26 protein-coding genes and 1 pseudogene are annotated in these 23955 nt (G+C 63.6%); 17 read left to right on the top strand and 10 right to left on the bottom strand.

Features of this window, described 5'->3' with window-relative positions:
* The 12 genes and pseudogenes from Q8N40_RS05310 to Q8N40_RS05255 form a co-directional block, all read left to right on the top strand.
* A pseudogene (locus tag Q8N40_RS05310) lies at positions 1-135 on the top strand (ABC transporter ATP-binding protein); the annotation flags it as partial.
* A gap of 3 nt (positions 136-138) precedes the next feature.
* A complete protein-coding gene (gene urtE / locus Q8N40_RS05305) occupies positions 139-834 on the top strand; it encodes an urea ABC transporter ATP-binding subunit UrtE (protein ID WP_305711066.1) in 696 nt (231 codons plus the stop codon).
* Between the two features lie 28 nt (positions 835-862).
* Positions 863-1699 (top strand): urease accessory protein UreD, encoded by an 837-nt coding sequence (locus Q8N40_RS05300; protein WP_305319052.1) that lies wholly within the window; start codon positions 863-865, stop codon positions 1697-1699.
* Positions 1700-1726: 27 nt separating this feature from the next.
* Positions 1727-2029, top strand: a complete 303-nt coding sequence (locus tag Q8N40_RS05295) for an urease subunit gamma (protein WP_305711065.1) — start codon at positions 1727-1729, stop codon at positions 2027-2029.
* A gap of 114 nt (positions 2030-2143) precedes the next feature.
* Positions 2144-2449: an urease subunit beta gene (locus Q8N40_RS05290; protein WP_305319051.1), complete on the top strand. Its 306-nt coding sequence runs from the start codon at positions 2144-2146 to the stop codon at positions 2447-2449.
* Between the two features lie 28 nt (positions 2450-2477).
* Positions 2478-4190, top strand: a complete 1713-nt coding sequence (gene ureC, locus Q8N40_RS05285) for an urease subunit alpha (protein ID WP_305711064.1) — start codon at positions 2478-2480, stop codon at positions 4188-4190.
* Positions 4191-4236: 46 nt separating this feature from the next.
* A complete protein-coding gene (locus tag Q8N40_RS05280) occupies positions 4237-4536 on the top strand; it encodes a putative quinol monooxygenase (protein ID WP_305319049.1) in 300 nt (99 codons plus the stop codon).
* Between the two features lie 23 nt (positions 4537-4559).
* Positions 4560-4859 carry a putative quinol monooxygenase gene (locus Q8N40_RS05275; protein ID WP_305319048.1) on the top strand — a complete coding sequence of 100 codons (300 nt, stop codon included), beginning with the start codon at positions 4560-4562 and terminating at the stop codon, positions 4857-4859.
* A 2-nt stretch (positions 4860-4861) separates the two neighbouring features.
* Positions 4862-5428, top strand: coding sequence for an urease accessory protein UreE (locus Q8N40_RS05270; protein ID WP_305711063.1), 567 nt, complete (start codon positions 4862-4864; stop codon positions 5426-5428).
* Positions 5334-6146, top strand: coding sequence for an urease accessory protein UreF (locus tag Q8N40_RS05265; RefSeq protein ID WP_305711062.1), 813 nt, complete (start codon positions 5334-5336; stop codon positions 6144-6146). Before Q8N40_RS05270 ends, Q8N40_RS05265 begins: the two co-directional genes overlap by 95 nt.
* A gap of 201 nt (positions 6147-6347) precedes the next feature.
* Positions 6348-6986, top strand: coding sequence for an urease accessory protein UreG (gene ureG / locus Q8N40_RS05260; RefSeq protein ID WP_305319045.1), 639 nt, complete (start codon positions 6348-6350; stop codon positions 6984-6986).
* Between the two features lie 354 nt (positions 6987-7340).
* Positions 7341-8999 (top strand): HWE histidine kinase domain-containing protein, encoded by a 1659-nt coding sequence (locus Q8N40_RS05255; protein ID WP_305711061.1) that lies wholly within the window; start codon positions 7341-7343, stop codon positions 8997-8999.
* 167 nt (positions 9000-9166) lie between these two features.
* Here the strand turns inward: Q8N40_RS05255 and Q8N40_RS05250 are convergent, their stop codons facing one another.
* Complete coding sequence (locus Q8N40_RS05250) at positions 9167-9715, bottom strand: sigma-70 family RNA polymerase sigma factor (protein WP_291864912.1); 549 nt, start codon at positions 9713-9715, stop codon at positions 9167-9169.
* Positions 9715-9930, bottom strand: a complete 216-nt coding sequence (locus Q8N40_RS05245) for a NepR family anti-sigma factor (protein ID WP_305711060.1) — start codon at positions 9928-9930, stop codon at positions 9715-9717. Before Q8N40_RS05245 ends, Q8N40_RS05250 begins: the two co-directional genes overlap by 1 nt.
* Before the next feature lie 220 nt (positions 9931-10150).
* On the opposite strand from Q8N40_RS05245, the gene Q8N40_RS05240 reads away from it, so the two are divergent.
* The gene (locus Q8N40_RS05240; protein ID WP_305319455.1) at positions 10151-10951 is read left to right on the top strand and encodes a response regulator; all 801 of its coding nucleotides are present in this window, start codon (positions 10151-10153) and stop codon (positions 10949-10951) included.
* Positions 10952-11160: 209 nt separating this feature from the next.
* On the opposite strand, the gene Q8N40_RS05235 is transcribed toward Q8N40_RS05240, so the two are convergent.
* Positions 11161-12180 (bottom strand): sensor histidine kinase, encoded by a 1020-nt coding sequence (locus Q8N40_RS05235; RefSeq protein WP_305711059.1) that lies wholly within the window; start codon positions 12178-12180, stop codon positions 11161-11163.
* A 396-nt stretch (positions 12181-12576) separates the two neighbouring features.
* Between Q8N40_RS05235 and Q8N40_RS05230 the strand changes: the two genes are divergently transcribed.
* On the top strand, positions 12577-12981 hold the full coding sequence (locus tag Q8N40_RS05230) for a hypothetical protein (RefSeq protein WP_305319457.1): 405 nt from the start codon (positions 12577-12579) through the stop codon (positions 12979-12981).
* A gap of 46 nt (positions 12982-13027) precedes the next feature.
* On the opposite strand, the gene Q8N40_RS05225 is transcribed toward Q8N40_RS05230, so the two are convergent.
* Positions 13028-13729: a DUF1013 domain-containing protein gene (locus tag Q8N40_RS05225; RefSeq protein ID WP_305711058.1), complete on the bottom strand. Its 702-nt coding sequence runs from the start codon at positions 13727-13729 to the stop codon at positions 13028-13030.
* A 232-nt stretch (positions 13730-13961) separates the two neighbouring features.
* On the opposite strand from Q8N40_RS05225, the gene ispH reads away from it, so the two are divergent.
* The 3 genes from ispH to rnhA are packed head-to-tail and all read left to right on the top strand — an operon-like array spanning position 13962 to position 16363.
* A complete protein-coding gene (gene ispH, locus Q8N40_RS05220) occupies positions 13962-14924 on the top strand; it encodes a 4-hydroxy-3-methylbut-2-enyl diphosphate reductase (protein WP_305711057.1) in 963 nt (320 codons plus the stop codon).
* Positions 14925-14930: 6 nt separating this feature from the next.
* Positions 14931-15914: a homoserine kinase gene (locus Q8N40_RS05215; RefSeq protein WP_305711056.1), complete on the top strand. Its 984-nt coding sequence runs from the start codon at positions 14931-14933 to the stop codon at positions 15912-15914.
* On the top strand, positions 15911-16363 hold the full coding sequence (gene rnhA / locus Q8N40_RS05210) for a ribonuclease HI (RefSeq protein WP_305711055.1): 453 nt from the start codon (positions 15911-15913) through the stop codon (positions 16361-16363). The genes Q8N40_RS05215 and rnhA overlap by 4 nt, the downstream gene beginning before the upstream one ends.
* A gap of 176 nt (positions 16364-16539) precedes the next feature.
* On the opposite strand, the gene Q8N40_RS05205 is transcribed toward rnhA, so the two are convergent.
* From Q8N40_RS05205 to Q8N40_RS05180, 6 genes are all read right to left on the bottom strand, one after another.
* Complete coding sequence (locus tag Q8N40_RS05205; protein WP_305321786.1) at positions 16540-17025, bottom strand: peroxiredoxin; 486 nt, start codon at positions 17023-17025, stop codon at positions 16540-16542.
* A gap of 119 nt (positions 17026-17144) precedes the next feature.
* The gene (locus Q8N40_RS05200; protein ID WP_305711054.1) at positions 17145-17699 is read right to left on the bottom strand and encodes a DUF924 family protein; all 555 of its coding nucleotides are present in this window, start codon (positions 17697-17699) and stop codon (positions 17145-17147) included.
* 25 nt (positions 17700-17724) lie between these two features.
* The gene (locus Q8N40_RS05195; protein ID WP_305711053.1) at positions 17725-19413 is read right to left on the bottom strand and encodes a long-chain fatty acid--CoA ligase; all 1689 of its coding nucleotides are present in this window, start codon (positions 19411-19413) and stop codon (positions 17725-17727) included.
* Positions 19414-19564: 151 nt separating this feature from the next.
* Positions 19565-21079 carry a serine hydrolase gene (locus tag Q8N40_RS05190; RefSeq protein WP_370870943.1) on the bottom strand — a complete coding sequence of 505 codons (1515 nt, stop codon included), beginning with the start codon at positions 21077-21079 and terminating at the stop codon, positions 19565-19567.
* 167 nt (positions 21080-21246) lie between these two features.
* The gene (locus Q8N40_RS05185) at positions 21247-23052 is read right to left on the bottom strand and encodes a glucan ABC transporter ATP-binding protein/ permease (protein WP_305321797.1); all 1806 of its coding nucleotides are present in this window, start codon (positions 23050-23052) and stop codon (positions 21247-21249) included.
* 88 nt (positions 23053-23140) lie between these two features.
* Positions 23141-23955, bottom strand: an 815-nt coding sequence (locus Q8N40_RS05180) for an ABC transporter substrate-binding protein (RefSeq protein WP_305711052.1), incomplete at its 5' end; no start/stop codon positions are given.

Here is a 23955-nt window from a genome sequence, read left to right as displayed (position 1 = left end):
GAGCACGACATGACCTTCGTGCGCGAACTCGGCGTCAAGGTGACCTGTCTGCACGAAGGCACCGTGCTGGCGGAGGGGACCATCGATCAGGTTTCATCGAACGAGCGCGTGATCGAAGTGTATCTGGGGCGCTGAATCATGCTGAAGGTCGACAACATCAGCCTCTACTATGGTGCGGCGCAGGCGTTGCGCGGCGTCTCGATCACGGCCGAGCCCGGCAAGGTGACCTGCGTGCTGGGCCGCAACGGCGTCGGCAAGACCTCGCTGCTGCGGGCCATGGTCGGCCAGTATCCGATCGCATCGGGCTCGATCACGTTCGACGGCGACGATATTTCCGGCCTGAAGCCTTATGAGCGGGCCCGCAAGGGTATCGGCTTCGTGCCGCAGGGCCGCGAAATCTTTCCCCTGCTGACGGTTGAGGAAAACCTCAAGACCGGCTTCGGGCCGCTGAAGCGTGACGACCGCACCATTCCCGACGACGTGTTTTCGCTGTTTCCCGTGCTGAACTCGATGCTCGGCCGCCGCGGCGGCGATTTGTCCGGCGGCCAGCAGCAGCAACTGGCGATCGGCCGGGCGCTGGTGATGCGACCGAAACTGCTGCTGCTCGACGAGCCGACCGAAGGCATCCAGCCGTCGATTATCAAGGACATCGGCCGCGCCATCTCCTATCTGCGCAGCCTGGGGACGATGGCGATCGTGCTGGTCGAACAATATCTCGACTTTGCCTGCGAGCTCGGCGACAATTTCGCGGTGATGGACCGGGGCGCCGTGAAATATGCCTGCGATCGCAGCGCGATGGATCCCGCTGAAATCAGCCGCCAGATGGCGTTGTAAACGAACGTTGCGAAGATTTTGAGGGTGGATGCGGACCGAACCCACGAGTGCTGCCTCGGCGATCTTCGCGGCCAACCGGGCGCAGGGCTCGGTGACGTTCGACGTCCACCAGGTGGAGGGCGTCACCCGCCGTCGCCAGCTGAATGAATCAGGCTCCTTGCGCGTCCGCTTTCCATCTCCCGAGGCGGAAGGCCTCTCGGCCATGTTCGTCAATACCGCCGGTGGCATTGCGGGCGGCGACCGGTTCGATATCGACATCGCGGTCGGCGAGGGCTCCAGCCTCGCGGTGACCACGGCGGCGGCGGAAAAAATCTATCGGGCTCAGGGGCCGGCCGCCGAAGTCAACATCACCCTGAAGGTCGCTGCCGGTGCGCATATGAGCTGGCTGCCGCAGGAAACCATCCTGTTTGACCGCGCGCGGGTAACGCGGCGGATCGATATCGACCTCGCCGAACGTGCCTCGCTGTTGCTCTGCGAAATCGTGGTGTTCGGCCGCGCCGCGATGGGCGAGCGCATGCTGCAGGGCGAGTTCGTCGACCGCTGGCGGCTGCGCCGCGGTGGCCGGCTGGCCTTCGCCGAAACCGTCCGGCTCGACGGCGACATCGGAGCCAAACTGACAAAACCCGCGGTCGCCAATGGCGGCGTCGCCATCGGCATGGCGCTGATCGTGCCCGGCGACGAGGCGCTGGTGGAGCGGATTCGCGAGGTGGCAACTCCGTTCGGCGGCGAGGTCGGCATATCCAGCTGGAATGGATTTGCAATGGCCCGGTTCTGTGCCCAAGATGCGGCGAGGCTGCGCGCCGATATGATGGCGGTGCTCGGCCGCGCCTCGACTACAGCGCTGCCGCGGATGTGGCTCAACTAGATCGTTCAATCGAATTAGAGTGTTGGCATGAATCTGTCTCCCCGCGAAAAGGACAAGCTGCTGATCTCGATGGCGGCGATGGTGGCGCGGCGCCGGCTGGAGCGCGGCGTCAAGCTCAACCATCCCGAGGCCATCGCCATCATCTCCGATTTCATCGTCGAGGGCGCCCGCGACGGCCGCACCGTCGCCGAGTTGATGAAGGCGGGCGCCGAGGTCATCACCCGCGCGCAGTGCATGGATGGCATCGCCGAGATGATCCACGTCATCCAGGTCGAAGCGACGTTCCCCGACGGCACCAAGCTCGTCACCGTGCATGAGCCGATAAGATGATGTCAGTCATTTCGGGGCGGCGCATAGCGTCGAACCCGGAACTCAGAAGTAATCGGAACGAGATTCCGGGTTCGCGACTGTGACGCGCCCCGGAATGACGGAGAAAGGCCAAAGATGATCCCCGGCGAACTCTTCATCCAGCACGGCGAGATCGAACTCAATGCCGGCCGCAAGACCGTAACGCTGACAGTAGCCAACAGCGGCGACCGTCCGATCCAGGTCGGCTCGCACTACCATTTCTTCGAAACCAACCCGGCGCTGAAATTCGATCGCAAGAAAGCCCGCGGCATGCGGCTCGACATCGCCGCCGGCACCGCCGTGCGCTTCGAACCCGGCCAGACCCGCGACGTGCAACTGGTGGCGCTGGCGGGCAAGCGCATGGTCTACGGTTTTCGCGGCGAGATACAGGGCAAGCTGTGAACACGTTGAAAGCGGCTGGAGCGCAATCATGAGCGTCAAGATCAAACGTTCCGTCTATGCCGACATGTTCGGGCCCACCACCGGCGACCGGGTGCGGCTGGCCGATACCGACCTCATCATCGAGGTCGAGAAGGATTTCACCATCTATGGCGAGGAAGTGAAATTCGGTGGCGGCAAGGTGATCCGCGACGGCATGGGACAATCCCAGGTCACCAACCGGCAGGGCGCGGCCGATACCGTCATCACCAATGCGCTGATCGTCGACCACTGGGGCATCGTCAAGGCCGACGTCGCCATCAAGGAAGGCTATATCAGCGCCATCGGCAAGGCCGGCAATCCCGACATCCAGCCCGGCGTCACCATCGTGATCGGCCCCGGTACCGACGTGATCGCGGGCGAGGGCAAGATTCTCACCGCCGGCGGATTCGACAGCCACATCCATTTCATCTGCCCGCAGCAGATCGAGCACGCGCTGATGTCCGGCGTTACCTCAATGCTGGGCGGGGGCACCGGCCCGTCGCATGGCACGTTTGCGACCACCTGTACGCCCGGGCCCTGGCACATGGCGCGGATGATCCAGTCGTTCGATGCCTTTCCGGTCAATCTCGGCATTTCAGGCAAGGGCAACGCCTCGCGGCCCGCCGCACTGGTCGAGATGATCAAGGCCGGCGCCTGTGCGTTGAAACTGCACGAGGACTGGGGCACCACGCCGGCGGCCATCGACAATTGCCTTTCCGTCGCCGACGACTACGACATCCAGGTCATGATCCATTCCGACACGCTGAACGAGTCCGGATTCGTCGAAGATACCGTAAAAGCGTTCAAGGGCCGCACTATCCACGCCTTCCACACCGAGGGCGCTGGCGGCGGCCACGCGCCCGACCTCATCAAGATCGCCGGGTTGAAAAACGTGCTGCCGTCCTCGACCAATCCGACGCGGCCGTTTACCCGCAACACCATCGACGAGCATCTGGACATGCTGATGGTGTGCCACCACCTCGATCCCTCGATCGCCGAGGATCTCGCCTTCGCCGAAAGCCGTATCCGGAAAGAGACCATCGCCGCCGAGGATATCCTGCACGATCTCGGCGCGCTCTCGATGATGTCATCTGATTCGCAGGCGATGGGTCGGCTCGGTGAAGTCATCATCCGGACCTGGCAGACCGCCGACAAGATGAAGAAGCAGCGCGGCTCGCTGCCACAGGACAAGGGCAACAACGACAATTTTCGCGTCAAGCGCTACATTGCCAAATACACCATCAACCCCGCCATTGCGCATGGCGTATCGAAACTGATCGGCTCGGTGGAGAAGGGCAAACTCGCCGATCTCGTGCTGTGGTCGCCGGCGTTTTTCGGCGTCAAGCCGGACTGCATCATCAAGGGCGGCTCGATCGTGGCGGCCCCGATGGGCGATCCGAACGCGTCCATTCCCACGCCGCAGCCGGTGCATTACCAACCGATGTTCGCGGCCTACGGCAAGTCGCTGACGGCGTCCTCGGTTGTGTTCACCTCGAAGGCCGCCATCACCGGCGGGCTGGCGAAGAAGCTCGGGATCGAGAAGAAGCTCTACGCGGTACAAAACACCCGCGGCGGCATCTCCAAGAAGAGCATGATCCATAATTCCGCCACGCCGAAAATCGAGGTCGATCCGGAAACCTATGAGGTGCGCGCCGACGGCGAATTGCTGACCTGCGCGCCGGCCGAGGTTCTGCCCATGGCGCAGCGCTACTTCATGTTCTAAGCTCGCTCCCGGCATCCTTAAGCCAGAACAAGCCCGGGAGGATCTCGTGATCTACGTCGTTGCGACACTGACCATCAAGCCCGAAACGCGCGCCGAATTCATCGCCGCCGCCACCGCCTGCATCGCGGGTACCCGCCAGGAGCCCGGCAATATCGCCTATGATCTGCATGAGAGCGTCACCGATGCCACCAAGATGGTGTTCGTCGAGCAGTGGGAAAACGCCGAGGCGCTGGTGCCGCATCGCGGCATGGAGCACATGAAGACCTTTGGCCGCGTCGCGGTGAAGTGCATGGCGGCGCCGCCGAAGATCGAAATCATCACACCCGCCGACGTCACCGTGCGCTGAAAACAACAACAAGGAGAAGGCGGATGATTTACGTGATTGCCACCACGCAGGTGAAGCCGGAAGGCCGCGAAGCCTTCATCAAAGGTCACAAGGAATGCATTGCCGAGACGCGCAAGGAGAAGGGCTGCATCTCCTATGAAGGCCACACCAGCATTCACGACCCCAATCTCTACGTCGTGGTGGAGCGCTGGGAGACCCGCGACGACCTCAACGCCCATGGCAAGGCGCCGCACATGAAGGTCTGGCGCGAATATGCAGCACCCTATCGGGCCTCGCCGACGGTGATCGAGATCATCAGCGACGGCAAGGTCGAGAAGCTTTAAACATGATTCGTGCGACGCAGGTCAAAGGCCAGCATCACTGGAAGGAAGCACCGGCCGATACCGTCGTGCTCGATTTCGACGATCGGCACCGGCGGCGGATGGTGATGGCCGGCACACGCGGGCTCGAATTCCTGCTCGATCTCGAAAACGCGGTGGCGTTGCGCGGCGGTGACGCGCTGGTGCTGGAGGATGGACGCCTCATCGAGGTGGTGGCGGCGCCGGAGCCACTGATCGAGATTCGCTGCAAAGATCCGCAGCACCTGGTACGGGTCGGCTGGCATCTCGGCAATCGCCATTTGCCGACCCAGATCATGCCGAAGGGCCTGCGGATCCGGCGCGACCACGTCATCGAGGCGATGGTGAAGGGGCTCGGCGCACGCGTGATCGAGATCGAGGCGCCGTTCGATCCCGAGGGCGGCGCCTATGCCGGCGGCGGCCATGCCCATGCCGCGCACGATCATGCGTCGCACGATCATGGCCACCACGATCACGCCGGTGCTCACCATCACGACGAGCATTGCGATCACGACCATCACCACGGTCATTCCCATGCTCATGACCACAAATAAATCGCCGCCACTGGACCATCCCGGCGGGATGACGGAAGCCGAGGGCGCGGCGCTGTACCGGCTGATGACCTGGCTGTCGCCGGCCTTTCCGGTCGGCGCGTTCTCCTATTCCAGCGGCATCGAATGGGCGGTGGAAGCCGGCGATATCACCGATGCGGCTTGCCTGAGTAACTGGCTGGCTTCGATGCTGGTCGATGGCGCCGGCTTCTGCGACGGCGTGTTTGTGGCCCACGCCTACCGCGCGGCCGCTTCGCATGACGAGGCACTGTTGTGCGAGGTCGCGGAACTCGCGGCCGCGTTCTTGCCTTCGCGCGAACGCCAGCTGGAAACCTCGTCGCAGGGCCGCGCCTTCATCGAGATTGCGCGTTCGGCCTGGAATTGCGACGGGCTCGATCAACTGGTGGCGCAATGCGATGGCGCCATCGTCTATCCCGTCGCGGTTGGCCTGGTCAGCGCCGCGCATGACATTCCGCTGGCCTCCACGATGCACGCTTTCTTTCACGCCGTGACCTCGAACTGGATTTCTGCCGGCGCCCGGCTGATCCCGCTCGGGCAAACCGACAGCCAGCGCGTGCTGGCGCAGCTGGAGCCGGTCGTCGTCGCCACCGCCAGTCGGGCGCTGCAGGCCTCGCTCGACGATCTCGGCAGCGCAACGTTTCGCGCCGATCTGGCCAGCCTGCGGCATGAGACGCAATACACGCGGCTGTTCCGGTCATGAGTGGCAGGACGCACCATTGCTTCGTCGCCCCTGCGAACGCAGGGGCCCATACGCCGCGGCCCATCGCTCGGGCAGGAGAGCAGAGGCCTTCATTCACAACAACCGCCGGTGGCTATGGGTCCCTGCGTTCGCAGGGACGACGAAAGAGTTTGCCGGGACGATCGCCTAGCGGAATGCGACGAAACAGAAAGAACCCCTGACATGTCCAACTCCCATGGCCCGCTTCGTATCGGCATCGGTGGTCCCGTCGGCTCCGGCAAGACCGCGCTGATGGATCTGCTCTGCAAGGCGATGCGCGAGCGCTACGACATCGCCGCGATCACCAACGACATCTACACCAAATGGGACGCCGAATTCCTGGTGCGCTCGGGGTCACTGACGCCGGACCGCATCGCCGGTGTCGAGACCGGCGGCTGTCCGCATACCGCGATCCGCGAGGACGCCTCGATGAACCTCGCCGCGGTCGCCGACATGCGCGCGAAGTTTCCCGGCCTCGATCTGGTGCTGATCGAATCCGGCGGCGACAATCTCGCTGCCACCTTCTCGCCGGAGCTCGCCGATCTCACGATCTATGTCATCGACGTCGCCGCCGGCGACAAGATCCCTTCCAAGGGCGGCCCCGGCATCACGCGCTCGGACCTGCTGGTGATCAACAAGATCGACCTCGCGCCGCATGTCGGCGCGTCCCTGGAGAAGATGGACACCGATGCGCGGCGGATGCGGGGCGAGCGGCCCTTCGTGATGACCAACCTGAAAAAGAGCGAAGGACTCGACCGCATCATCGGCTTCATCGAGGCCAAAGGGGGTCTCAGCCCGGCGGCGCCGGCCAAGGCCAGCTGAGTGAACTCTTCGTCATGCCGGGGCGCCTCGCAGAGGCGAACCCGGAATCTCGGAACTCCGGTTTCGATGCTTTGCATCGCCACGGAATGACGACGCCCAGGACAGCGGCAGAAAGATCATCAGCCCCGCCGGAACAAAACCGCGCCGCCGCGATTAGCACTCTCTGGCTCGCCGGAAAGCACTGCCGGGAAACCTTGTTTGGTCCCGCGCCCCCCAACCGTAGTTGCGTACCGATGATCGCTCCTTCATTATATGAGTCGGCTGGCTTTCTCCTGTTTCGGATTCTCGCCGCACCGGCGGACGTCAAATGCTTGATCTGTTTTCTTCGCCAACGCCTCATCGTTGAGTAAGCGAGTGGTTCGGCTTGGTTTCATCATCGGCTTTATCGCACTGATCGGGGTCCTGTTCTCCGGGCTCGCGGCTTATCGTGTCCACGATCAGGAGCTGATGCTGGAGGGGATCGCGGTGGCGCGCGCGATCGACGTTCACGCCGGCCTGGTGCAGGAACGGCTGACCGAACGCGAGTTGCTCGCCCGCGTTGCCGCCGGGCTGTTTCGCGCCCCCAGCGTGATCAAGGCCAATATGCTGCAGCCGCTGCGATCCTCGATCTATGCTTTCAAGACCGATTTCGTCGTCGCCAGCTGGATCGCGCGGCTGCAGCCCGACGAGCTGTCTGAAGCACGCACGGAGCTTGCCGGCGCCGGATTTTCCAATCCCGCGATCCGCGGGTTCGATGACAAGCCTCTGGATCCAAATGTGCTCGACAAGCCGATCGACGTGGTGATGGACGTCGAGCCCCGCAACGCGGAAACCCGGATTTTCCCGGGTCGTGCCCTCGACCAGCATCCGGTGCTGGGGACGATGCTGGCGCGGGCGATGGCTGAAGGCAAGCCGGTGGCGTCCGATCCCTTTCCGCTGCTGCGCGCGGGCGGGCCGGTGGGCATCGTGCTGGCGGCGCCCGTGCTGCAGGAGGGCAGCGCTGTGTCCGCGGGCTTCGTGACGTTTTCCTATGAGCTGGCGCCGCTGATGCTGGCGAATGACGACCTCTCGCTGTTCTCGGTGGTGCTGAAGGATCCGCGCAACGCGGACCAGGAACTGATCGCCCTCAACCGCGACAACATCGCCTCGCGGGCGGTCGGACCTGAATCGGCACCACCCTCGATGGTCAGGAAGATCGGTTTCGGCGGCCGTGACTGGTCGCTGGCCTACTACGCCAAGACCAATGCGGTGGTGCGGGCAAAGCAGACCGCCGCGATCGTCGCCGCGATCGGCCTGGCCCTGACCGGCATCGTCTGCGGATTGTTCGGCTATGTCGCCTACAACAACCTGCGGCTCAGCCGCGAGATCCAGGTACGGATCGGCTTCGAGCGGCGGCTGACCGCCGTGATCGACGAACTCAATCACCGCGTCAAGAATATCCTGGCGGTGATCCAGTCGATCGTGACGCGGACGCTGCGTCATGGCTCCGACATCGACGTCGCTCGCGAACTGCTGATCGGCCGCATCCACGCCATGTCGAACGTGGTTTCGCTGCTGTCCGAAAGCCAGTGGCAGGGCGTGAAACTGAAGGGGCTGTTCGAGGCGCGCGCGATCCCCCATGCCGAGCGCATCGCGGTCTCCGGTCCCGATATCGCGGTCAGCGCGCGCGCCGCCCAGAGCCTGTCGCTGTTGTTCTTCGAATTGGCGTCGCATTCCGACGAGGGGCTCTCGCTGGTCGGCAAGCATCCCCACATCGTCGCGCATTGGGAAGTGACCGGCGAAGAGCCCGACGCCATCTTCAATTTTCGCTGGGAGGAGTTCAACACCAGCGAGGCGACCCGCCGCGCCGACAGCGATTTCGGCCTGATCCTGCTCGATCGCGTCGCGCCGGAGGCGCTGGGGGGCGCGTCGAAACGGTTCTTTACCGATGTCAGCTACGTCTACGAACTCACCGCGCCGATGGAGACCGTCGTCGACATGACCGAGCGCGACCGCACCGAACAATTGTCGGCGCCGGTCAAGCGCGGGCGGTAGCACAATCCGGAATCCGCAGGGTGGGCAAAGCGAAGCGTGCCCACCATCTTCTGCGCACGAAAAGCCGGTGGGTACGGCGCAAGTGCACCTTTGCCCGCACCCTATGATTCATCGCAAAAAAAAGGCGGCCCCACCGGGCCGCCTTTTGCTTTTCAATACGCTCTCAATCAACCCCCGCTGCCGCCGATCACGGCGCGGACGGTATCGTCGGGACCGAAATCGTCGGCGCCGTCGACATAGAGCAACGCGCTCAGTTTCGAGCGCGCGCGGTTGACGCGGCTCTTGATGGTGCCGACCGCGCAGCCGCAGATCGCCGCGGCGTCCTCATAGGAGAAGCCGGAGGCGCCGACCAGGATCAGCGCTTCGCGCTGGTCCTGCGGCAGCTTGTCGAGCGCCACGCGAAACTCCTCGAATTCCAGATGTGCGCTTTGCGCCGGCTGGGTTTTCAGGGTCTTGGCATAATTGCCGTCGGCGTCCTCCACCTCCCGCCGCCGCTTGCGATAGTCGGAGCGGAACAGGTTGCGCAGGATCGTGAACAGCCAGGCCGGCAGGTTCGAGCCCGGCTGGAAAGAGTCGATATTGGCAAGCGCCCGCAGCAGGGTCTCCTGCACGAGATCGTCGGCGCGATCGCCATTGCCGCTGAGCGAAATCGCAAATGCGCGCAAGGACGGGACCGACGCAAGAATGTCGTCGCGAAGTGAATCTGTGAGAGGCATTAGTCCCTCCCGTCGTTTTTGGCGGGATCCCCGGAAGGTCCAGGTGCATCGAGCTTCTTGATCAGTTCGGCGAAACGATCCGGCACGCCCTGCCGCACCACGTCGTCATACATCGCCCTGAGCTGGTGCCCGATTCTCGACTGAATCTCGGTGTTGAGCCGGCCCGGCTTTCCGGGAGCGGCCACCTTGCTGGCTTGAGACTTTACATCTTTCATGACCTGTTCCACGCTTCCCCGAGAGTTAAGTCCTTGTAGTTTCAAGAATTATCCTTGATTCCGAGGCCTTTGCTGTCGTTCTAACGGGGCTAATTCCAATTGCGCCGGAAAGTTCCCGGGAACAGGGGAACTTTTTGCAGGGTGGGACGTAGTCTCGCACACAAGGGAACCGGGTCACCCAACGAAATGGTTTGGCCCAAGAGCAGGATATGGAGTGGGGATGTCGCGATCACAGCTTGTTGCTGAACATTTACCGTTATTGCGGCGCTATGCCCGTGCGCTGACGGGAAATCAGGCCTCCGGCGACGCCTATGTCGGCGCCATGCTGGAAGCCCTGCTGCAGGACCCGGCCCTGCTCGACGAGCAGCACGGCCCGCGCGCCGGCCTGTTCCGGCTGTTCACGAAAATCTGGAATTCGGTTTCGCTCAACGACGATTCCGACATCGCGACCCTGCCGATGCCGTCGGAGCGGCGGCTGTCGAATATTACGCCGCTGCCGCGGCAGGCCTTCCTGCTGCTGTCGCTGGAAGGTTTTTCCGAAGAGGAAGTGTCCTGGATTCTCGGCGTCGACGTCACCGAAACCCGCAAGCTGGCCGATACCGCCGGCCGTGAGATGGCCGCCGAGATCGCCACCGACGTGCTGATCATCGAGGACGAGACCTTCATCGCGATGGATCTCGAGAGCCTGGTGAAAAACCTCGGTCACAACGTGATCGGCGTCGCCCGCACCCATGCCGATGCCATCGCGCTGGCCAAGAACAAGAAGCCCGGCCTGATCCTCGCCGACATCCAGCTCGCCGACGGCTCCTCCGGTCTCGACGCCGTGAATGAACTGCTGAAGGTGTTCGAAGTGCCGGTGGTGTTCATCACCGCCTATCCCGAACGCTTCCTGACCGGCGAGCGCCCCGAGCCGGCGTTCCTGATCTCCAAGCCGTTCCAGCCCGCGATGGTTTCCGCCGTCGCCAGCCAGGCCCTGTTCTTCCAGCGTAACTCGCGCAACAGGGCGCCGCGGGTGGCGTAGAGCCGAGCGGGAAGCTGTTGTATTGAAATGAATTCGGTGCGCTGCGAGGCGCGCCGAATTTCTTTTGACCTGTTGGCGGAACGCGTAGCGGGAGAGGGCCAGGTCAGGGGCGCGATGCCTGGACCCAAAGCAGCACGGGTACGGCGAGTTGGGGCATTGCATGGGGTTGTTTTCGTGATTTTTGCAGAGACCCCCGCCGGCGCTGCAGTTCAGCCCTGACCCTCCGAATTCAGCCGCCCCAGCGGCGACGTCAGCTCGCATACCACGCCGCCCGGCCGGTAGAATGTCCGCACCTCGCCGCCGAAATCGTTCGGCAGCATTTTTTCGATCAGGCGCGAACCGAAGCCTTTTTTCGTAGGCTCGGTCACGGCAGGGCCGCCGCTTTCGGTCCAGCGGAAGCTGAAGGTTTCGGTGCCGCCGACCGGTCGATCGGACCACGCCACGGCGACGCTGCCATTGCCTGACAGCGCGCCGTATTTGGTGGCGTTGGTGGCGAGTTCGTGGATCGCCACCGCGAGCGCCAGCGCCTGCTTGGCGGTCAGATGCAGATCGGGACCGCTGACGCTGATCTGGCGCTGGCTGGTGCGATGCGCCGCGAGCGCGCCTTCCACGACGTCCCGGATTGGGGCGCTTGCCCAGCTCGATTGCGTCAGCAGATCGTGGGCGCGGCTCAGGGTCATCAGGCGCGCCGCAAACGCCTCGCGGGCGTCGGCCACGCTGTCGCCCTGCATGGTCTGGTTGGCGATGGCGCCGACCATCGCCAGCGTGTTCTTGATGCGATGCTGCAGTTCGAGCGCCAGCACCGCCTGACGTTCGACGGACTCTTTCAGTTCGGTGACCGCGCGCCATTCCTCGGTGATGTCGCGGGAGATCGACAGCAGATGCGACGGCTTGCCGTCGGCGCCCATGATCCCGGAGACCTGCACATCCCAGTAGCGCGGGTTGCCCCTGGCGGTATTGGCCGGGCCCTTGAAGCGCCCGATGCCGCCGGCCCTGGCGGTTGCTACCGCGCGCCTCGCTTCCACGTTGCCGTCGCCGGCCCAGAAATCCGGCCATGGGCAACCCTTGAGCGGCCCGAAGTCGTCGACTTCCATCACCCGCTGGCCGCCTTCGCTCATGAATTGCAGGCGGCCGTCGAGGTCCAGGATCTTGATGCAATCGCCGCACCCGGCGAGCACACTGCGCAAAACGTCCTCATTGTCGGCCAGGCCTTCCGCGGCGGCCGTCAATTCGATGCGTAGGGGGGAAGGGGGAGGCGATACTCGGGCCGAAGCCATTTAACCGTTCCGTACTCAATAAGGGGCCATAGCACGCCGGCAAGACCGACTTCCGACACATCAACGACGGTTAGCACAATCCGATCAGGCCGATGCGATCGCCCCAAGGAATTTTTGTCATCCGGGCAAAAAGCAGGGCGCGACTGGCATCACCACAGTCGCGCCCTACGTCGCCGGTCAATGGGGCAGGGGGGAAGACCGGCTGTTTGGAATACGCACAGGCTCCCGACTCGTTCCCGCCCTGTGATTATCTTTTCGCACACGGTTAAGTGATGGCCGGTTCCCAGAACCCCGCGGGTTCCCTCGCGTTGTGGCTGTGATCGTCAATGGGACGAGGGATCAACCAACATGGCACACCTCTCAAGAGCAATTTTTGGTGCGATCGCCGTTTCGCTGACGCTCGGCGCGGCGCAGCTGGCGTCCGGCCACGATCTCTCCATGGGCCAACAGGCTCTCACCGACACCCCGGTGACCGGCATCAACCGTTCGGCCAAGACCGATCGTGCCGCCGGCGCCGCCCAATCGGCCGAGCAGACCCAGACCATCTCGCTGCGGCTGGAGAGCCTTTCCGACACCACGGTCCTGGTCCGGATGCCGTTCGCCAGAAAGCCCGAGACGGCGGTCCGCAATGGCCCCGCCGCGCCCTCGCAGTTCAACTCCAGCGACCGGAGGCCTCCGGTGGGCTGCGAGCCCGTGTTCAGTGTGTTGAGCGAAGCCGCCAAAGCGCTGCAGCCCGGCCGCTGCGTAACGTGAGTTGATGCGGCGGGGCGCGCTACGCGGGCGCCCTTCCGCTCCTTAGTCAGTCCGCGTCGTCCTGCTTCTTCCCGCCGCCGATGCCCTTCAGCTTTGCGAATACCGCATCGACGTTGAGGTCGTCGCGTTGCTTTTCGCTGGGCTCGAATTCCGGCTCCTTGCGGGCGGTGGTTTCCGAGGCCGGTAACAGGGTTGCACCGCCATAGGCGGCATCGATCGGCTTTTCCTTGGCAGCGCGCTGCACCTCGAAATCGAGCTCGATCTGCGAGCACAGGCCTAGCGTGACCGGATCCATCGGGGTCAGGGTGGAGGCATTCCAGTGGGTGCGATCGCGTACGCTGGCGATCGTGGTCTTGGTGGTGCCGACCAAACGCATGATCTGGGCGTCCTTCAATTCGGAGTGGTTGCGCACCAGCCACAGGATCGCGCTCGGCCGCTCGTGGCGGCGCGAAACCGGGGTATAGCGGGGCCCCTTTTTCTTGGCCTGTGGCGGCAGCGTTACCTTGCTCTCGCCGAGCTTAAGCCGGTAATTCGGGTCTTTTTCGCCCTTTTCGATCTCGTCGCGGCTCAATTGGCCGGTCGAAATCGGGTCCATGCCCTTGATGCCCTGGGCGGCGTCGCCGTCGGCGATGGCGCGGACCTCGAGCGGGTGCATTTTGGTGAAATCGGCCACCTGGTCGAAGGTAAGCGCGGTATTGTCAACCAGCCATACGGCAGTCGCTTTTGGCATCAGCGGTGCATTGCTCATGGCAAATCTCCTTAGCGCTTCGCCCACCCTTTTTGGAGGCGAAGCCAGTGGTCATCAGCGATGACGGGAATTACGCCCTATATAAGCCGTCCGGGGCTATCCACGCAATGGTTTGCTGACCGGCCTTGACAGCGCTCAAAAGCCGTCCCAAGTCCTCTTTAGCCAAAGTCTTTTAAAAAATTGACCGTTCCCTGCCCGGCGGCGAGGGGTTAGCCGGTTTCGAGATTTGTCCATGCAGGCCAAACCACCCCTTAGAATCGTGCTTTGCTCGCCCCGCGGCTTCTGCGCCGGCGTGGTTCGGGCGATCGACACCGTGGAACGGGCGCTGACCATCTACGGCGCTCCAGTCTATGTCCGCCACGAGATCGTTCACAACCGCTATGTGGTCGACAGCCTGCGGGCTAAAGGCGCGATTTTCGTCGAGGAACTGGCCGAAATCCCCGACAATACCAACGCGCCGGTGGTCTTTTCGGCCCACGGGGTGCCCAAATCGGTGCCCGCGGACGCCCGCGCCCGCAATTTCTTCTCGCTCGACGCCACCTGCCCGCTGGTCACCAAGGTGCACCGGGAGGCCGCGATCCATTTCAAGCGCGGCCGCGAAATCCTGTTGATCGGACATTCCCACCACCCTGAGGTGGTCGGCACGCTCGGCCAGTTGCCGGTCGGCGCGGTGACGCTGATCGAGACCGCGGAAGACGCCAAGACCCACACGCCGAAGGATCCCAACAATCTGGCCTTCGTGACGCAGACGACGCTGTCGATCGACGACACCGCCGAGATCGTGGCATTGCTGAAGGAACGGTTTCCGAACATCTCCGGTCCGCACAAGGAAGACATCTGCTACGCCACCACCAACCGCCAGCTTGCAGTCAAGAAGGTGGCGCCAGTGGTCGACGCCCTGATCGTGGTCGGCGCGCCGAATTCGTCCAACTCGCAGCGACTGCGTGAAGTCGCCGAGCGCGAAGGCTGCCCGGTTTCGGTGCTGGCGCAGCGCGCCAGCGACATCGACTGGAAAATGTTCGAGGGCATCAAGAGCCTCGGCATCACCGCGGGCGCCTCGGCGCCGGAAGTGATAGTCGAGGAGATCATGGGCGCCTTCGCCGAACGCTACGAACTGCATGTGGAGACGGTGTCGGCCGCGGAAGAGAACGAGTTCTTCCCGCTGCCGCGTTCGCTGCGGCCCGACGCGGCGTAGGCGGCCATGGCGGTTTATACCGACGTCGCCGCCGACGAGCTTGCGGAATTCCTCGGGGCCTACGACATCGGTGAAGTGCTGTCCTACAAGGGCATCGCCGAAGGTGTCGAAAATTCCAATTTCCTGCTGCACACCACGGCCGGTTATTTCATCCTGACGCTGTATGAAAAGCGCGTTGCCAAAAGCGAGCTGCCGTTCTTTCTCGGGTTGATGACGCATCTGGCCTCGCGCGGCATCATCTGCCCGGAGCCGCTCAGGAACAAAAGCGGCGACGCGCTGAGCTCGCTGTCCGGCCGGCCCGCGGTCATCATCAATTTTCTCGAAGGCATCTGGCCTCGAAAACCCAATGCCGCGCATTGCGCAGGCGTAGGCGAAGCGCTGGCTAAAATGCATCTGGCCGGGCGCGATTTCGCCATGACCCGCGCCAACGCGCTGTCGGTATCGGGTTGGCGTCCGCTGTTCGAGCAGGCCGCGTCGCGCGCCGACGAGGTGCAGCACGGTTTGCGCGATTTTCTCCGCGCCGAGCTCGATTATCTCGAGGCCGGCATCTGGCCGAATGATCTGCCGCAGGGCGTGATCCATGCCGACCTGTTTCCGGACAACGTATTCTTTCTGGGCGAGAAGGTGTCCGGCCTGATCGACTTCACTTTCGCCTGCAATGACATGCTGGCCTACGACGTCGCGATCTGTCTCAACGCCTGGTGCTTCGAGAGCGATAATTCGTTCAACATCACCAAGGCGCGGGCGTTTCTCGGCGCCTATGGCCGTGTGCGCGCATTGAGCGAAGCCGAACAGAATGCGCTGCCGCTGCTGGCGCGCGGGTCCGCCCTGCGCTTTCTGTTGACGAGGCTGGTGGATTTTCTCAACGTTCCCGAAGGCGCGCTGGTGCGGCCGAAAGATCCGCTGGAATATGTCCGCAAGCTGCGTTTCCAGCAGAGCGTCGCCGGCATTCGCGATTATGGCGTCGAAACCCCGGGGCTGCCGGCGTGAGTTCATTGCCCGCGGTCACCATCCACACCGACGGCGCCTGCTCGGGCAATCCGGGCCCGGGCGGCTGGGGCGCGATCCTGAAATTCGGTGAGGTCGAGAAGGAATTGAAGGGCGGCGAGCCGCATACCACCAACAACCGCATGGAGCTGATGGCGGCGATCTCGGCGCTGGAAACCCTGAAGAAGCCGTGCAGCGTCGATCTGTACACCGACAGCCAGTATGTCCGTCAGGGCATCACCGGCTGGATCCACGGCTGGAAAAAGAACGGCTGGCGCACCTCGGACAAGAAGCCGGTCAAGAACGTCGATTTGTGGCAGCGGCTCGACGCCTCGCTGCACCAGCACCAGGTGCGCTGGCACTGGGTCAAGGGCCACGTCGGCCACGACGAAAACGAACGCGCCGACCAACTCGCCCGCGAGGGCGTCGCGATGGGGCGGCTGAAGAAGTAGGGCCGGAAGTGGACGCCTCTTCCCCTCTCCCCTTGTGGGAGAGGGTGGACGCGATGCGAAGCATCGCGGACGGGTGAGGGGTCTGTCTCCGCGGATAGCGACCCCTCATCCGGCTCGCATCTGGCGATGCGAGCCACCTTCTCCCACAAGGGGAGAAGGAAAGAAGAGTCCGCCGCTTACAGCTGCCCGAGCAGCGTATCGCCGCCGGAAACCTCGACCTTGCCCGGTGCCGGCTCGAGATTGATTTTCTTCACCACGCCGTCATCAACCAGCATCGAGTAGCGCTTGGAGCGGATGCCAAGGCCGTTGCCGGAAGCATCCAGCTCCATGCCGATCGCCTTGGTGAATTCGGCGTTGCCGTCGGCGAGGAAGGTGGCCTCGTCGCGCTGGTCGGTGTCGCGCTTCCAGGCCCCCATGACGAAAGCGTCGTTGACCGAGACGATCGCGATGGTGCTCACGCCCTTGTCCTTGATGGCATAGGCGTTGAGGAAAATGCTGGGCAGATGCATCTTGTGGCAGGTGCCGGTATAGGCGCCGGGCACCGCGAACAGCGCGACCTTCTTGCCCTTGAAGATGTCGTCGGTGGTCTTGACCTGCGGTCCTTCCGCCGTCATCACGCGAAACTTTGCTTCCGGCAGCTTGTCGCCAACATTGATGGTCATCGTCAATTCTCCTTGAATGTGCGGATGTTTCTTAAACCGGACGGGTCGGGCGCACAATATTCAGCGCCACGGAAACAGCAATGGCCAGATGCCTTCATTGCGCCTTCACTGTTCCGTCATCAGCCGGAAAACCCGCCGCCGTCAAGAAACGCCTGCTCCTCCGGCGTCGTCGTGCGCCCCAGGATGCGGTTGCGATGCGGAAAGCGCCCGAACCGGGCAACGATGCCGGCGTGGTCTTCGGCGTATTTGATATTTTTGGTGTTGCCGGCGTGGCGGAACAGTTCGACGCAACGCAACTGGTCGGGCAAATGCTCCGAATGCATGAACGGCATGTAGAAAAATTCCAGCAATTGCGCGTCGACACGCGTGTCGGCGCCGCGCGCGATGGCGCGGCTTGCCACCTCGCGGGCCAGCGCATCGCTCGAATAGGTCCTGCTGTCCTCGCGAAACATGTTGCGGGGAAACTGGTCGAGCACGATGGTCAGCGCCAGCGCGCCGTCATCGGTCGCCTCCCAGGACGACAGCTGGCCGGTCTTTGCCCGCTGCCACAGTTCAAGATAGCGGCTGCGCACCGCGGCATCGAATGCATCGTCTCGCTTGTACCAGCGCTCGCCGCCGGCTTCGCGCCAGAACGCGAGGATTTCGGCAGGCTCTATGTCGCGAGCGCCGGTCAAGCCGGACGCTCGCGATATCGTTCGTTCAGGCCGCCGCGGCTTTCTTTTTTTCGTCGCGCAGTTCGCGGCGCAGGATCTTGCCGACATTGGTCTTCGGCAAATCGGGCCGGAATTCGATCTGCTTGGGGACCTTGTAGCCGGTCAGCTGGGTGCCGCAGAACTTGATGACGTCCTCGGGCGTGAGGTTGGGGTCCTTCTTGACGATGAAGGCCTTGACCGCCTCGCCCGATTTGGAATCCTCGACGCCGATCACGGCGCATTCCAGCACGCCCGGATGGCTCGCGATCACTTCCTCGACCTCGTTGGGATAAACGTTGAAGCCGGACACCAGGATCATGTCCTTCTTGCGGTCGACGATCTTCGTGTAGCCGCGCTCGTCCATCACGCCGATGTCGCCGGTGCGGAAGAAGCCGTCCGCGGTCATCACATTGGCGGTCTCTTCCGGCCGGTTCCAGTAGCCGGCCATCACCTGCGGGCCCTTGGCGCAGATTTCGCCCGGCGTGCCGAGCGGCACTTCGTTGCCGTCATCGTCGCGGATCGAGATATAGGTCGACGGCACGGGAATGCCGATCGAGCCCGAGAACTTGTCGGTATCGGCGGGATTGCAGGTCAGGGTCGGAGAGGTTTCCGACAGGCCGTAGCCTTCTGACAGCGCGCAGCCGGTGGTCTTCAGCCATTTTTCGGCGACCGCCTTTTGCGTCGCCATGCCGCCGCCGAACGAGGTCTTCAGCTTGGAGAAATCGACCTTGTCGAAACCGGGCGAATTCAACAGGCCGTTATAGAGCGTGTTGACCGCCGGGAAGCTGTTGACCTTGTATTTCATCAATTCCTTGATGAAGCCGGGCATGTCGCGCGGGTTCGGGATCAACAGGTTGACGCCGCCGGCGCGGACGCCGAGCAGGAAGCACGCCGTCAGCGCGAAGATATGGTAGAGCGGCAGCGCGCAGACGATGAACAGTTCATCGACATGCGGCGGCTTCTTCAAGGCGGGCTGCAGCCAGGCGTCGTTCTGCAATACGTTGGCCAGGATATTGCGATGAAGCAGCGTCGCACCCTTGGAAACGCCGGTCGTGCCACCGGTGTATTGCAGGAAGGCGACGTCATCGAGCGTCAGTGTCGGCTTGGTCAGCTTCAAGCCGCGGCCGGCCGCGACCGCGTCGTTGAAGGCGACCGATCCCGGGATCGACCAGGCCGGCACCATCTTCTTCACGCGCCGCACCACCAGATTGACGATCACGCCCTTGAAGCCGAGCAGATCGCCCATGCTGCCGACGATGACATGCTTGACCGCGGTCTTCGCAATCACCTGCTGCACCGTGTTGGCGAAATTCTCCAGCACGATGATCGCCTCGGCGCCGGAATCCTTGAGCTGGTGCTCGAGCTCGCGCGGGGTGTAGAGCGGATTGACGTTCACCACAGCATAGCCGGCGCGCAGCACGGCGGCGGTCGATACCGGATACTGCAGCACGTTCGGCATCATCAGCGCGACGCGGGCGCCCTTCGCCAGGCCCTTGCTCTGCAGATAGGCGCCGAGCGCCTGAGACATCTCGTCGAGCTCGCGATAGCTGATCGACTTGTCCATGCAGATGAAGGCCCTGCGGTCGGCGAACTTCTTGAAGCTCTCCTCCAGCAGTTCGACCAGCGATTTGTACTGGTTGACGTCGATATCGGTCGGCACGCCGGCCGGATATTGCTTGAGCCAGATCCGCTCCATGGTACTTCCCCTCTTGGTTTGTTACCCGTTTTCCTGGCCGGGACGCCTGTTTTCGGCAGTATTGAGCAATGCAGCCGCCGATGGCAAGCGGCTGCGTGCTATCGACGCACCGTCGGCTAAAAACGGCCGGTCCGACCGGCCGAATGTGTCCTTAACCGCGCGGCGCGGCCGCGGCTGGCTTGGCGGCGGAAGGTTTTGCGCCAGCAGGTTTTGTCTCCGCAGGCCTGGCGTCACTGCTCTTGGGCGCGGGTTTCGCGGCAGGCTTTGCAGCCGGCTTTTCCGCAGGCTTCTCAGCGGCTTTGGGCTTGGCGGCTGCGGTCACGGGCTTTTCCGCGGCCTTTGGGGCCGTGTCCGGCCTGGCGTGGGCCTGCCTGACGGCTTTGGGCTTGGCGGCGGGTTTGCCGTCCGATTTCGCTTCAGACTTGGCTTCGGACTTGGTTTCCTTGCCGGCCTGTTTGGCTTCGGCGGCGTCCGGCTTGCTGGCCGCGACCCGCGACTTCTTTCCGCGCCGCTTCGTCGTCTGCTTCTGTTCGTCCACGGCCACCGCGGCAATCAGGGCGGCGCCGGTCTTCTTGGGGCCGGTGTAGACGACGACGGGCTGCGATGCCGCTGGCGCCGCCGCCATCAATTCAGAAGGCTTCGCCATCGGCGCCTGCAGCCCGGCGGTGAAGAAGGTGACGGCGGGGGATTCGCCACTGCTCGCACCGTTGCTGGCCACGGTGTCTGCGTCTTCGTCGGTCGCCGGGCGCTTGCGCTTGCCGTTGCAAATTTCGTCGCGCAGGTTCGGCGGCGAGGCATCGATCGGCGCCAGATTGTCGACGGTACCAAGCGAGGGGCGAAGCCAGCTCAGCGTGTTGTCGGCAAAGCCGCGGTCGAGCAGTTGCGCGGCCTTCACCGCGCGCGCCTGGCCCGACGAAGAGCCGAGCACCACCGCGATCAACCGCCTGCCGTTGCGCGTGGCGGAGGCAACCAGATTGTAGCCGGAGGCGCAAATGAAGCCGGTCTTGAAACCGTCGGCGCCGGGGTAGCGCCCGATCAGCTTGTTGAAATTCTGCGTGACCCGCCGGCCGTACCGGATCGAGGGGGTGTGCATGAAATATTCGAACTCCGGCAGATCGCGAATGATCGCGCGCGCCAGGATGACGAGATCGCGCGCCGAGGTGACCTGGCCGTCGGCGGGCAGGCCGTTCGGGTTGACGTAGGTGGTCTGCGTCATGCCGAGCCTGAGCGCGGTCTGGTTCATCTGCGCCGAGAAACCGTCGACCGAACCGGCGACGCCCTCGGCGAGTACCACAGCCATATCGTTGGCCGATTTCACCATCATCATGTGCAGGGCGTTTTCGACCGTGACCAGCGTGCCCGGCTTGAAGCCCATCTTCGACGGCGACTGCGAGGCGGCTACCGGCGACACCGTCAGCGTGCCTTCGAGCGTCAGCCGGCCTTCTTTCACCGCCTTCAGCACCACATACGCCGTCATCATCTTGGTGACGGATGCGGGATACCAGGGATAGGTGGCGTTCTCCGCCTGAAGCACCTTGCCGGTATCGGCTTCAACCACCAGCAGCGCTTCCGCAAGCGCGACGCGCGGTGCGATGACGGCGAGCGCTGCGCCGGCGACGATCAAGCTCAACGAAATCTTGCGAAGCGAGGCGAAAGTAAAATGCACTATCCGATTCCGGTCCTTTGAGACCCGCCTCTCGAAGAGGAGGTCCTGGGGTGTGACGTGCGGGTTTCAAGCGTGTCCGGCGGATGCAAATCTATACCGGTCTGCCGGTCCGGAACAGAGCTTGTGAGATTAAATCGTGGACGAAATAGGTCAAATACTGGCGATACTTAAATCTTGACAGCCGCACTGTCGTGCGGTGGCGTCTGGATGCTGGCCCGGACATTTTCCTGGACCATGAACTGGGCCCTTGCAAGTTCCGCAAAACGGCCGCCTTGCGCCACCAGTTCATCGAAAGTTCCACTTTCGATCACGCGGCCATTGTCGAACATCAGGATCCGCGTGGCGTGGCGAATGGTGGAGAGCCGATGCGCGATCACGAAAGTGGTGCGGCCCTTCATCACCTCGTCGAGCGCAGCGTTGAGCTTGGCCTCGGTGACGGCATCGAGCGCGCTGGTAGCCTCGTCGAGGATCAGGATCGGCGGATCCTTCAGCAATGCGCGGGCAATCGACAATCGCTGCCGTTCGCCGCCGGACAGCATGCGTCCGCGCTCGCCGGCATTGGTCTGAAACCCCTGCTCGCCGCGCTCGATGAATTCCAGCGCCTGGGCGCGGCCTGCCGCGATCCGCAGTTCCTCGTCCGTGGCGTCCGGCTTGCCGACCCGCAGATTGTCCGCAATCGAACGGTTGAACAGCAACGCTTCCTGGAATACGACGCCGATATTCCGCCGCAGCGCCGTCAGCGTCAGGCCGCGGACGTCCATGCCGTCGACCCTGATGAAGCCCGACTGCGGGTCGAAGGCACGATGCAGCAGCGCGATCGCGGTGGATTTCCCGGCGCCGGTGGGACCGACCAGCGCGATGGTCTGGCCGGGCAGCGCGGTGAAGGAAAGGTCCTCGACCGCGGGCCGCTTGCCGTCATAGGAAAATGACACGTCCTTGAATTCGACCATGCCCGACAGCCGGCCGGGATCGATCGCATCGGGCCGGTCGCGCACCGCGGGCACCGCATCCAGCACGTTGAAGAATTCCTGCAGGCGCGGCGCTTCCATGAAGACGTTGTTGACGAAGGAGACCACCTGTTCGAGCTTCTGGATCAGCATGGTGGCGAAGCTCACGAACATCACGATTTCGCCGACCGTGGTGAGGCCCTTTTCGTGCAGCGCGATTCCTACGGTGAAGATCGCCAGCACCGTGATGGTGGTCGACGCCCGCGTGATGATGGTGACCAGCGCCCACCACGACAGCACCGGCATCTGCACCGCCAAGAGCTTGTCGGCGACGAAGCGCAGGCCCTGCACCTCGGCCTGGATCCTAACGAAGCTTTGCACCAGCGCGACATTGCCGAGCGCGTCGGAGGCGCGGGCGGAGAGGTCGCTGTAATGCCCCTCCACCTCGCTTTGCATGCCGTAGGTCTTGCGCACCACCAGCGTGGTCAGCACCGTGAACACCACGCAAAGGATGAACAGCAGAACCGCCAGCCGCCAGTTGATGTAGAGCGCCAGCGGCAGCAGCACCACCAGCGACAGGATCGCGGAGAAATGCTCGCGGAAAAATCCGAGCCACAGCCGCCACAGCGAGTCGGTGCCGTTCAGCATCACCTTCATCAGCCGGCCGGAATGGGTGCCGGTGTGGAAGGTCAGCGGCAGCTGCATGATGTGCTCGAAATAATTCGTCAGCACCACCTGGCGCTGGCGGTGCGCCAGCCGGTCGGCGTGCAGCGCGACCGCGGCACTGCAGAGGATCGTGAACAGGCCGAACGCGGCCCATGCCGCCAGCAGCGGCCAGGCCGAGGACGACGACAGCGGTCCCCCGGTTGGCTTGCCCGAAAGCACATCGACGATGCGGCCGAACAGCACCGGCTCGGCGAATTGCGCGCCAGCCAGCAGCAGGTTGGCGCCGGCGAGGATCCAGCCCAGCCGCGCTTCTTTGCCGAGCAGCTCGAGCACGCGGGTATAAAGTCGAATCATGGTCATGCGGGCGGGACTCGAAGGGTCGGCGGGGCGGACGATGGTCAGAGTCGTATTCTAATCAGGGATCGCCGCGGAGATACAGCCTTCTTCCTCAATTGATCACGCGGTCGCCGGGTGCGGGCAGGAAGGAATCGTCGAAAATATCGGCTCCGTCAGGCCGTTTCTGGAATTTGTAGTCCTCGGCGATCTGGTCGACCGCGCGCCCGAACCTGATGGGGTCGATGCCGCCGATGCCGTTGCGCCTCACGTCGGCGGTGAGGATGTTGTCGCGAATGACCGCGTGCAGGCGTTCCAGCTCGAGATCGCGCGATCCGCCGTCCATCCGGCTCACCACTTCCTCTGCGGCGCGCGTCGGGTCCTTGACGGTGAGGTGGATGCCGGCCATCACCGCGCGCAGAAAACCCTTTACCGCCTCGGGCTTGGCGGCGGCGAATGCCGGGCTGACGATCAGCGCGAAACCGTAGGCCTCGCAGCCATAATCGGCGTAGCGCAGCACGGCGAGGTCGTCGGCGGGAATGCCACGGTCCCTCAGATTGACGCCCGAAAGGTAGGAAAACCCGGTCACGGCGTCGACCTGCCCAGCCGACAGCATCGGCTCGCGCACGGCGGCGCTGATCCTGCTCTGCTTGACGCTGGCGGTCCTGATACCGTTCTGCCGGGCCAACGCCGGCCACAGCCGGATCGACAGATCGCCCTCGGGGACGCCGAGTGTCTTGCCTTCGATATCGGAGAGCGCGCGAATGCCGCGGCTCTTGCGGGCAATGATGGCGTAGGGCGCCTTGTTGAACAGCACGAATACCGCCTTGATCGGGCGCGCCCCGGGCTTGTCGCGAAACCGGATCAATTCGTTGATGTCGACCAGCGCGACGTCGCTGGTCCCCGCGGCGACTCGGGCGATACCGTCAA

Origin of the sequence: Bradyrhizobium sp. (assembly GCF_030693485.1) — a bacterium.
GTDB lineage: Bacteria > Pseudomonadota > Alphaproteobacteria > Rhizobiales > Xanthobacteraceae > Bradyrhizobium.
Note: the sequence above shows the minus strand (reverse complement) of the source record. Positions and strands in the feature narration are given on the sequence as shown.

What these genes read in the sequence shown, in the direction of transcription:
- ureC (WP_305711064.1), top strand. Translation starts at nt 2,478, where the DNA reads ATGAGCGTCAAGATCAAACGTTCCGTCTATGCCGACATGTTCGGGCCC.
- Q8N40_RS05225 (WP_305711058.1), bottom strand. Translation starts at nt 13,729, where the DNA reads ATGAGCAATGCACCGCTGATGCCAAAAGCGACTGCCGTATGGCTGGTT.
- ureG (WP_305319045.1), top strand. Translation starts at nt 6,348, where the DNA reads ATGTCCAACTCCCATGGCCCGCTTCGTATCGGCATCGGTGGTCCCGTC.
- Q8N40_RS05295 (WP_305711065.1), top strand. Translation starts at nt 1,727, where the DNA reads ATGAATCTGTCTCCCCGCGAAAAGGACAAGCTGCTGATCTCGATGGCG.
- Q8N40_RS05195 (WP_305711053.1), bottom strand. Translation starts at nt 19,413, where the DNA reads ATGGAGCGGATCTGGCTCAAGCAATATCCGGCCGGCGTGCCGACCGAT.
- Q8N40_RS05230 (WP_305319457.1), top strand. Translation starts at nt 12,577, where the DNA reads ATGGCACACCTCTCAAGAGCAATTTTTGGTGCGATCGCCGTTTCGCTG.
- Q8N40_RS05275 (WP_305319048.1), top strand. Translation starts at nt 4,560, where the DNA reads ATGATTTACGTGATTGCCACCACGCAGGTGAAGCCGGAAGGCCGCGAA.
- Q8N40_RS05270 (WP_305711063.1), top strand. Translation starts at nt 4,862, where the DNA reads ATGATTCGTGCGACGCAGGTCAAAGGCCAGCATCACTGGAAGGAAGCA.
- Q8N40_RS05215 (WP_305711056.1), top strand. Translation starts at nt 14,931, where the DNA reads ATGGCGGTTTATACCGACGTCGCCGCCGACGAGCTTGCGGAATTCCTC.
- Q8N40_RS05300 (WP_305319052.1), top strand. Translation starts at nt 863, where the DNA reads ATGCGGACCGAACCCACGAGTGCTGCCTCGGCGATCTTCGCGGCCAAC.
- Q8N40_RS05205 (WP_305321786.1), bottom strand. Translation starts at nt 17,025, where the DNA reads ATGACCATCAATGTTGGCGACAAGCTGCCGGAAGCAAAGTTTCGCGTG.
- Q8N40_RS05240 (WP_305319455.1), top strand. Translation starts at nt 10,151, where the DNA reads ATGTCGCGATCACAGCTTGTTGCTGAACATTTACCGTTATTGCGGCGC.
- Q8N40_RS05265 (WP_305711062.1), top strand. Translation starts at nt 5,334, where the DNA reads ATGGCCACCACGATCACGCCGGTGCTCACCATCACGACGAGCATTGCG.
- Q8N40_RS05245 (WP_305711060.1), bottom strand. Translation starts at nt 9,930, where the DNA reads ATGAAAGATGTAAAGTCTCAAGCCAGCAAGGTGGCCGCTCCCGGAAAG.
- ispH (WP_305711057.1), top strand. Translation starts at nt 13,962, where the DNA reads ATGCAGGCCAAACCACCCCTTAGAATCGTGCTTTGCTCGCCCCGCGGC.
- Q8N40_RS05185 (WP_305321797.1), bottom strand. Translation starts at nt 23,052, where the DNA reads ATGACCATGATTCGACTTTATACCCGCGTGCTCGAGCTGCTCGGCAAA.
- Q8N40_RS05250 (WP_291864912.1), bottom strand. Translation starts at nt 9,715, where the DNA reads ATGCCTCTCACAGATTCACTTCGCGACGACATTCTTGCGTCGGTCCCG.
- Q8N40_RS05290 (WP_305319051.1), top strand. Translation starts at nt 2,144, where the DNA reads ATGATCCCCGGCGAACTCTTCATCCAGCACGGCGAGATCGAACTCAAT.
- urtE (WP_305711066.1), top strand. Translation starts at nt 139, where the DNA reads ATGCTGAAGGTCGACAACATCAGCCTCTACTATGGTGCGGCGCAGGCG.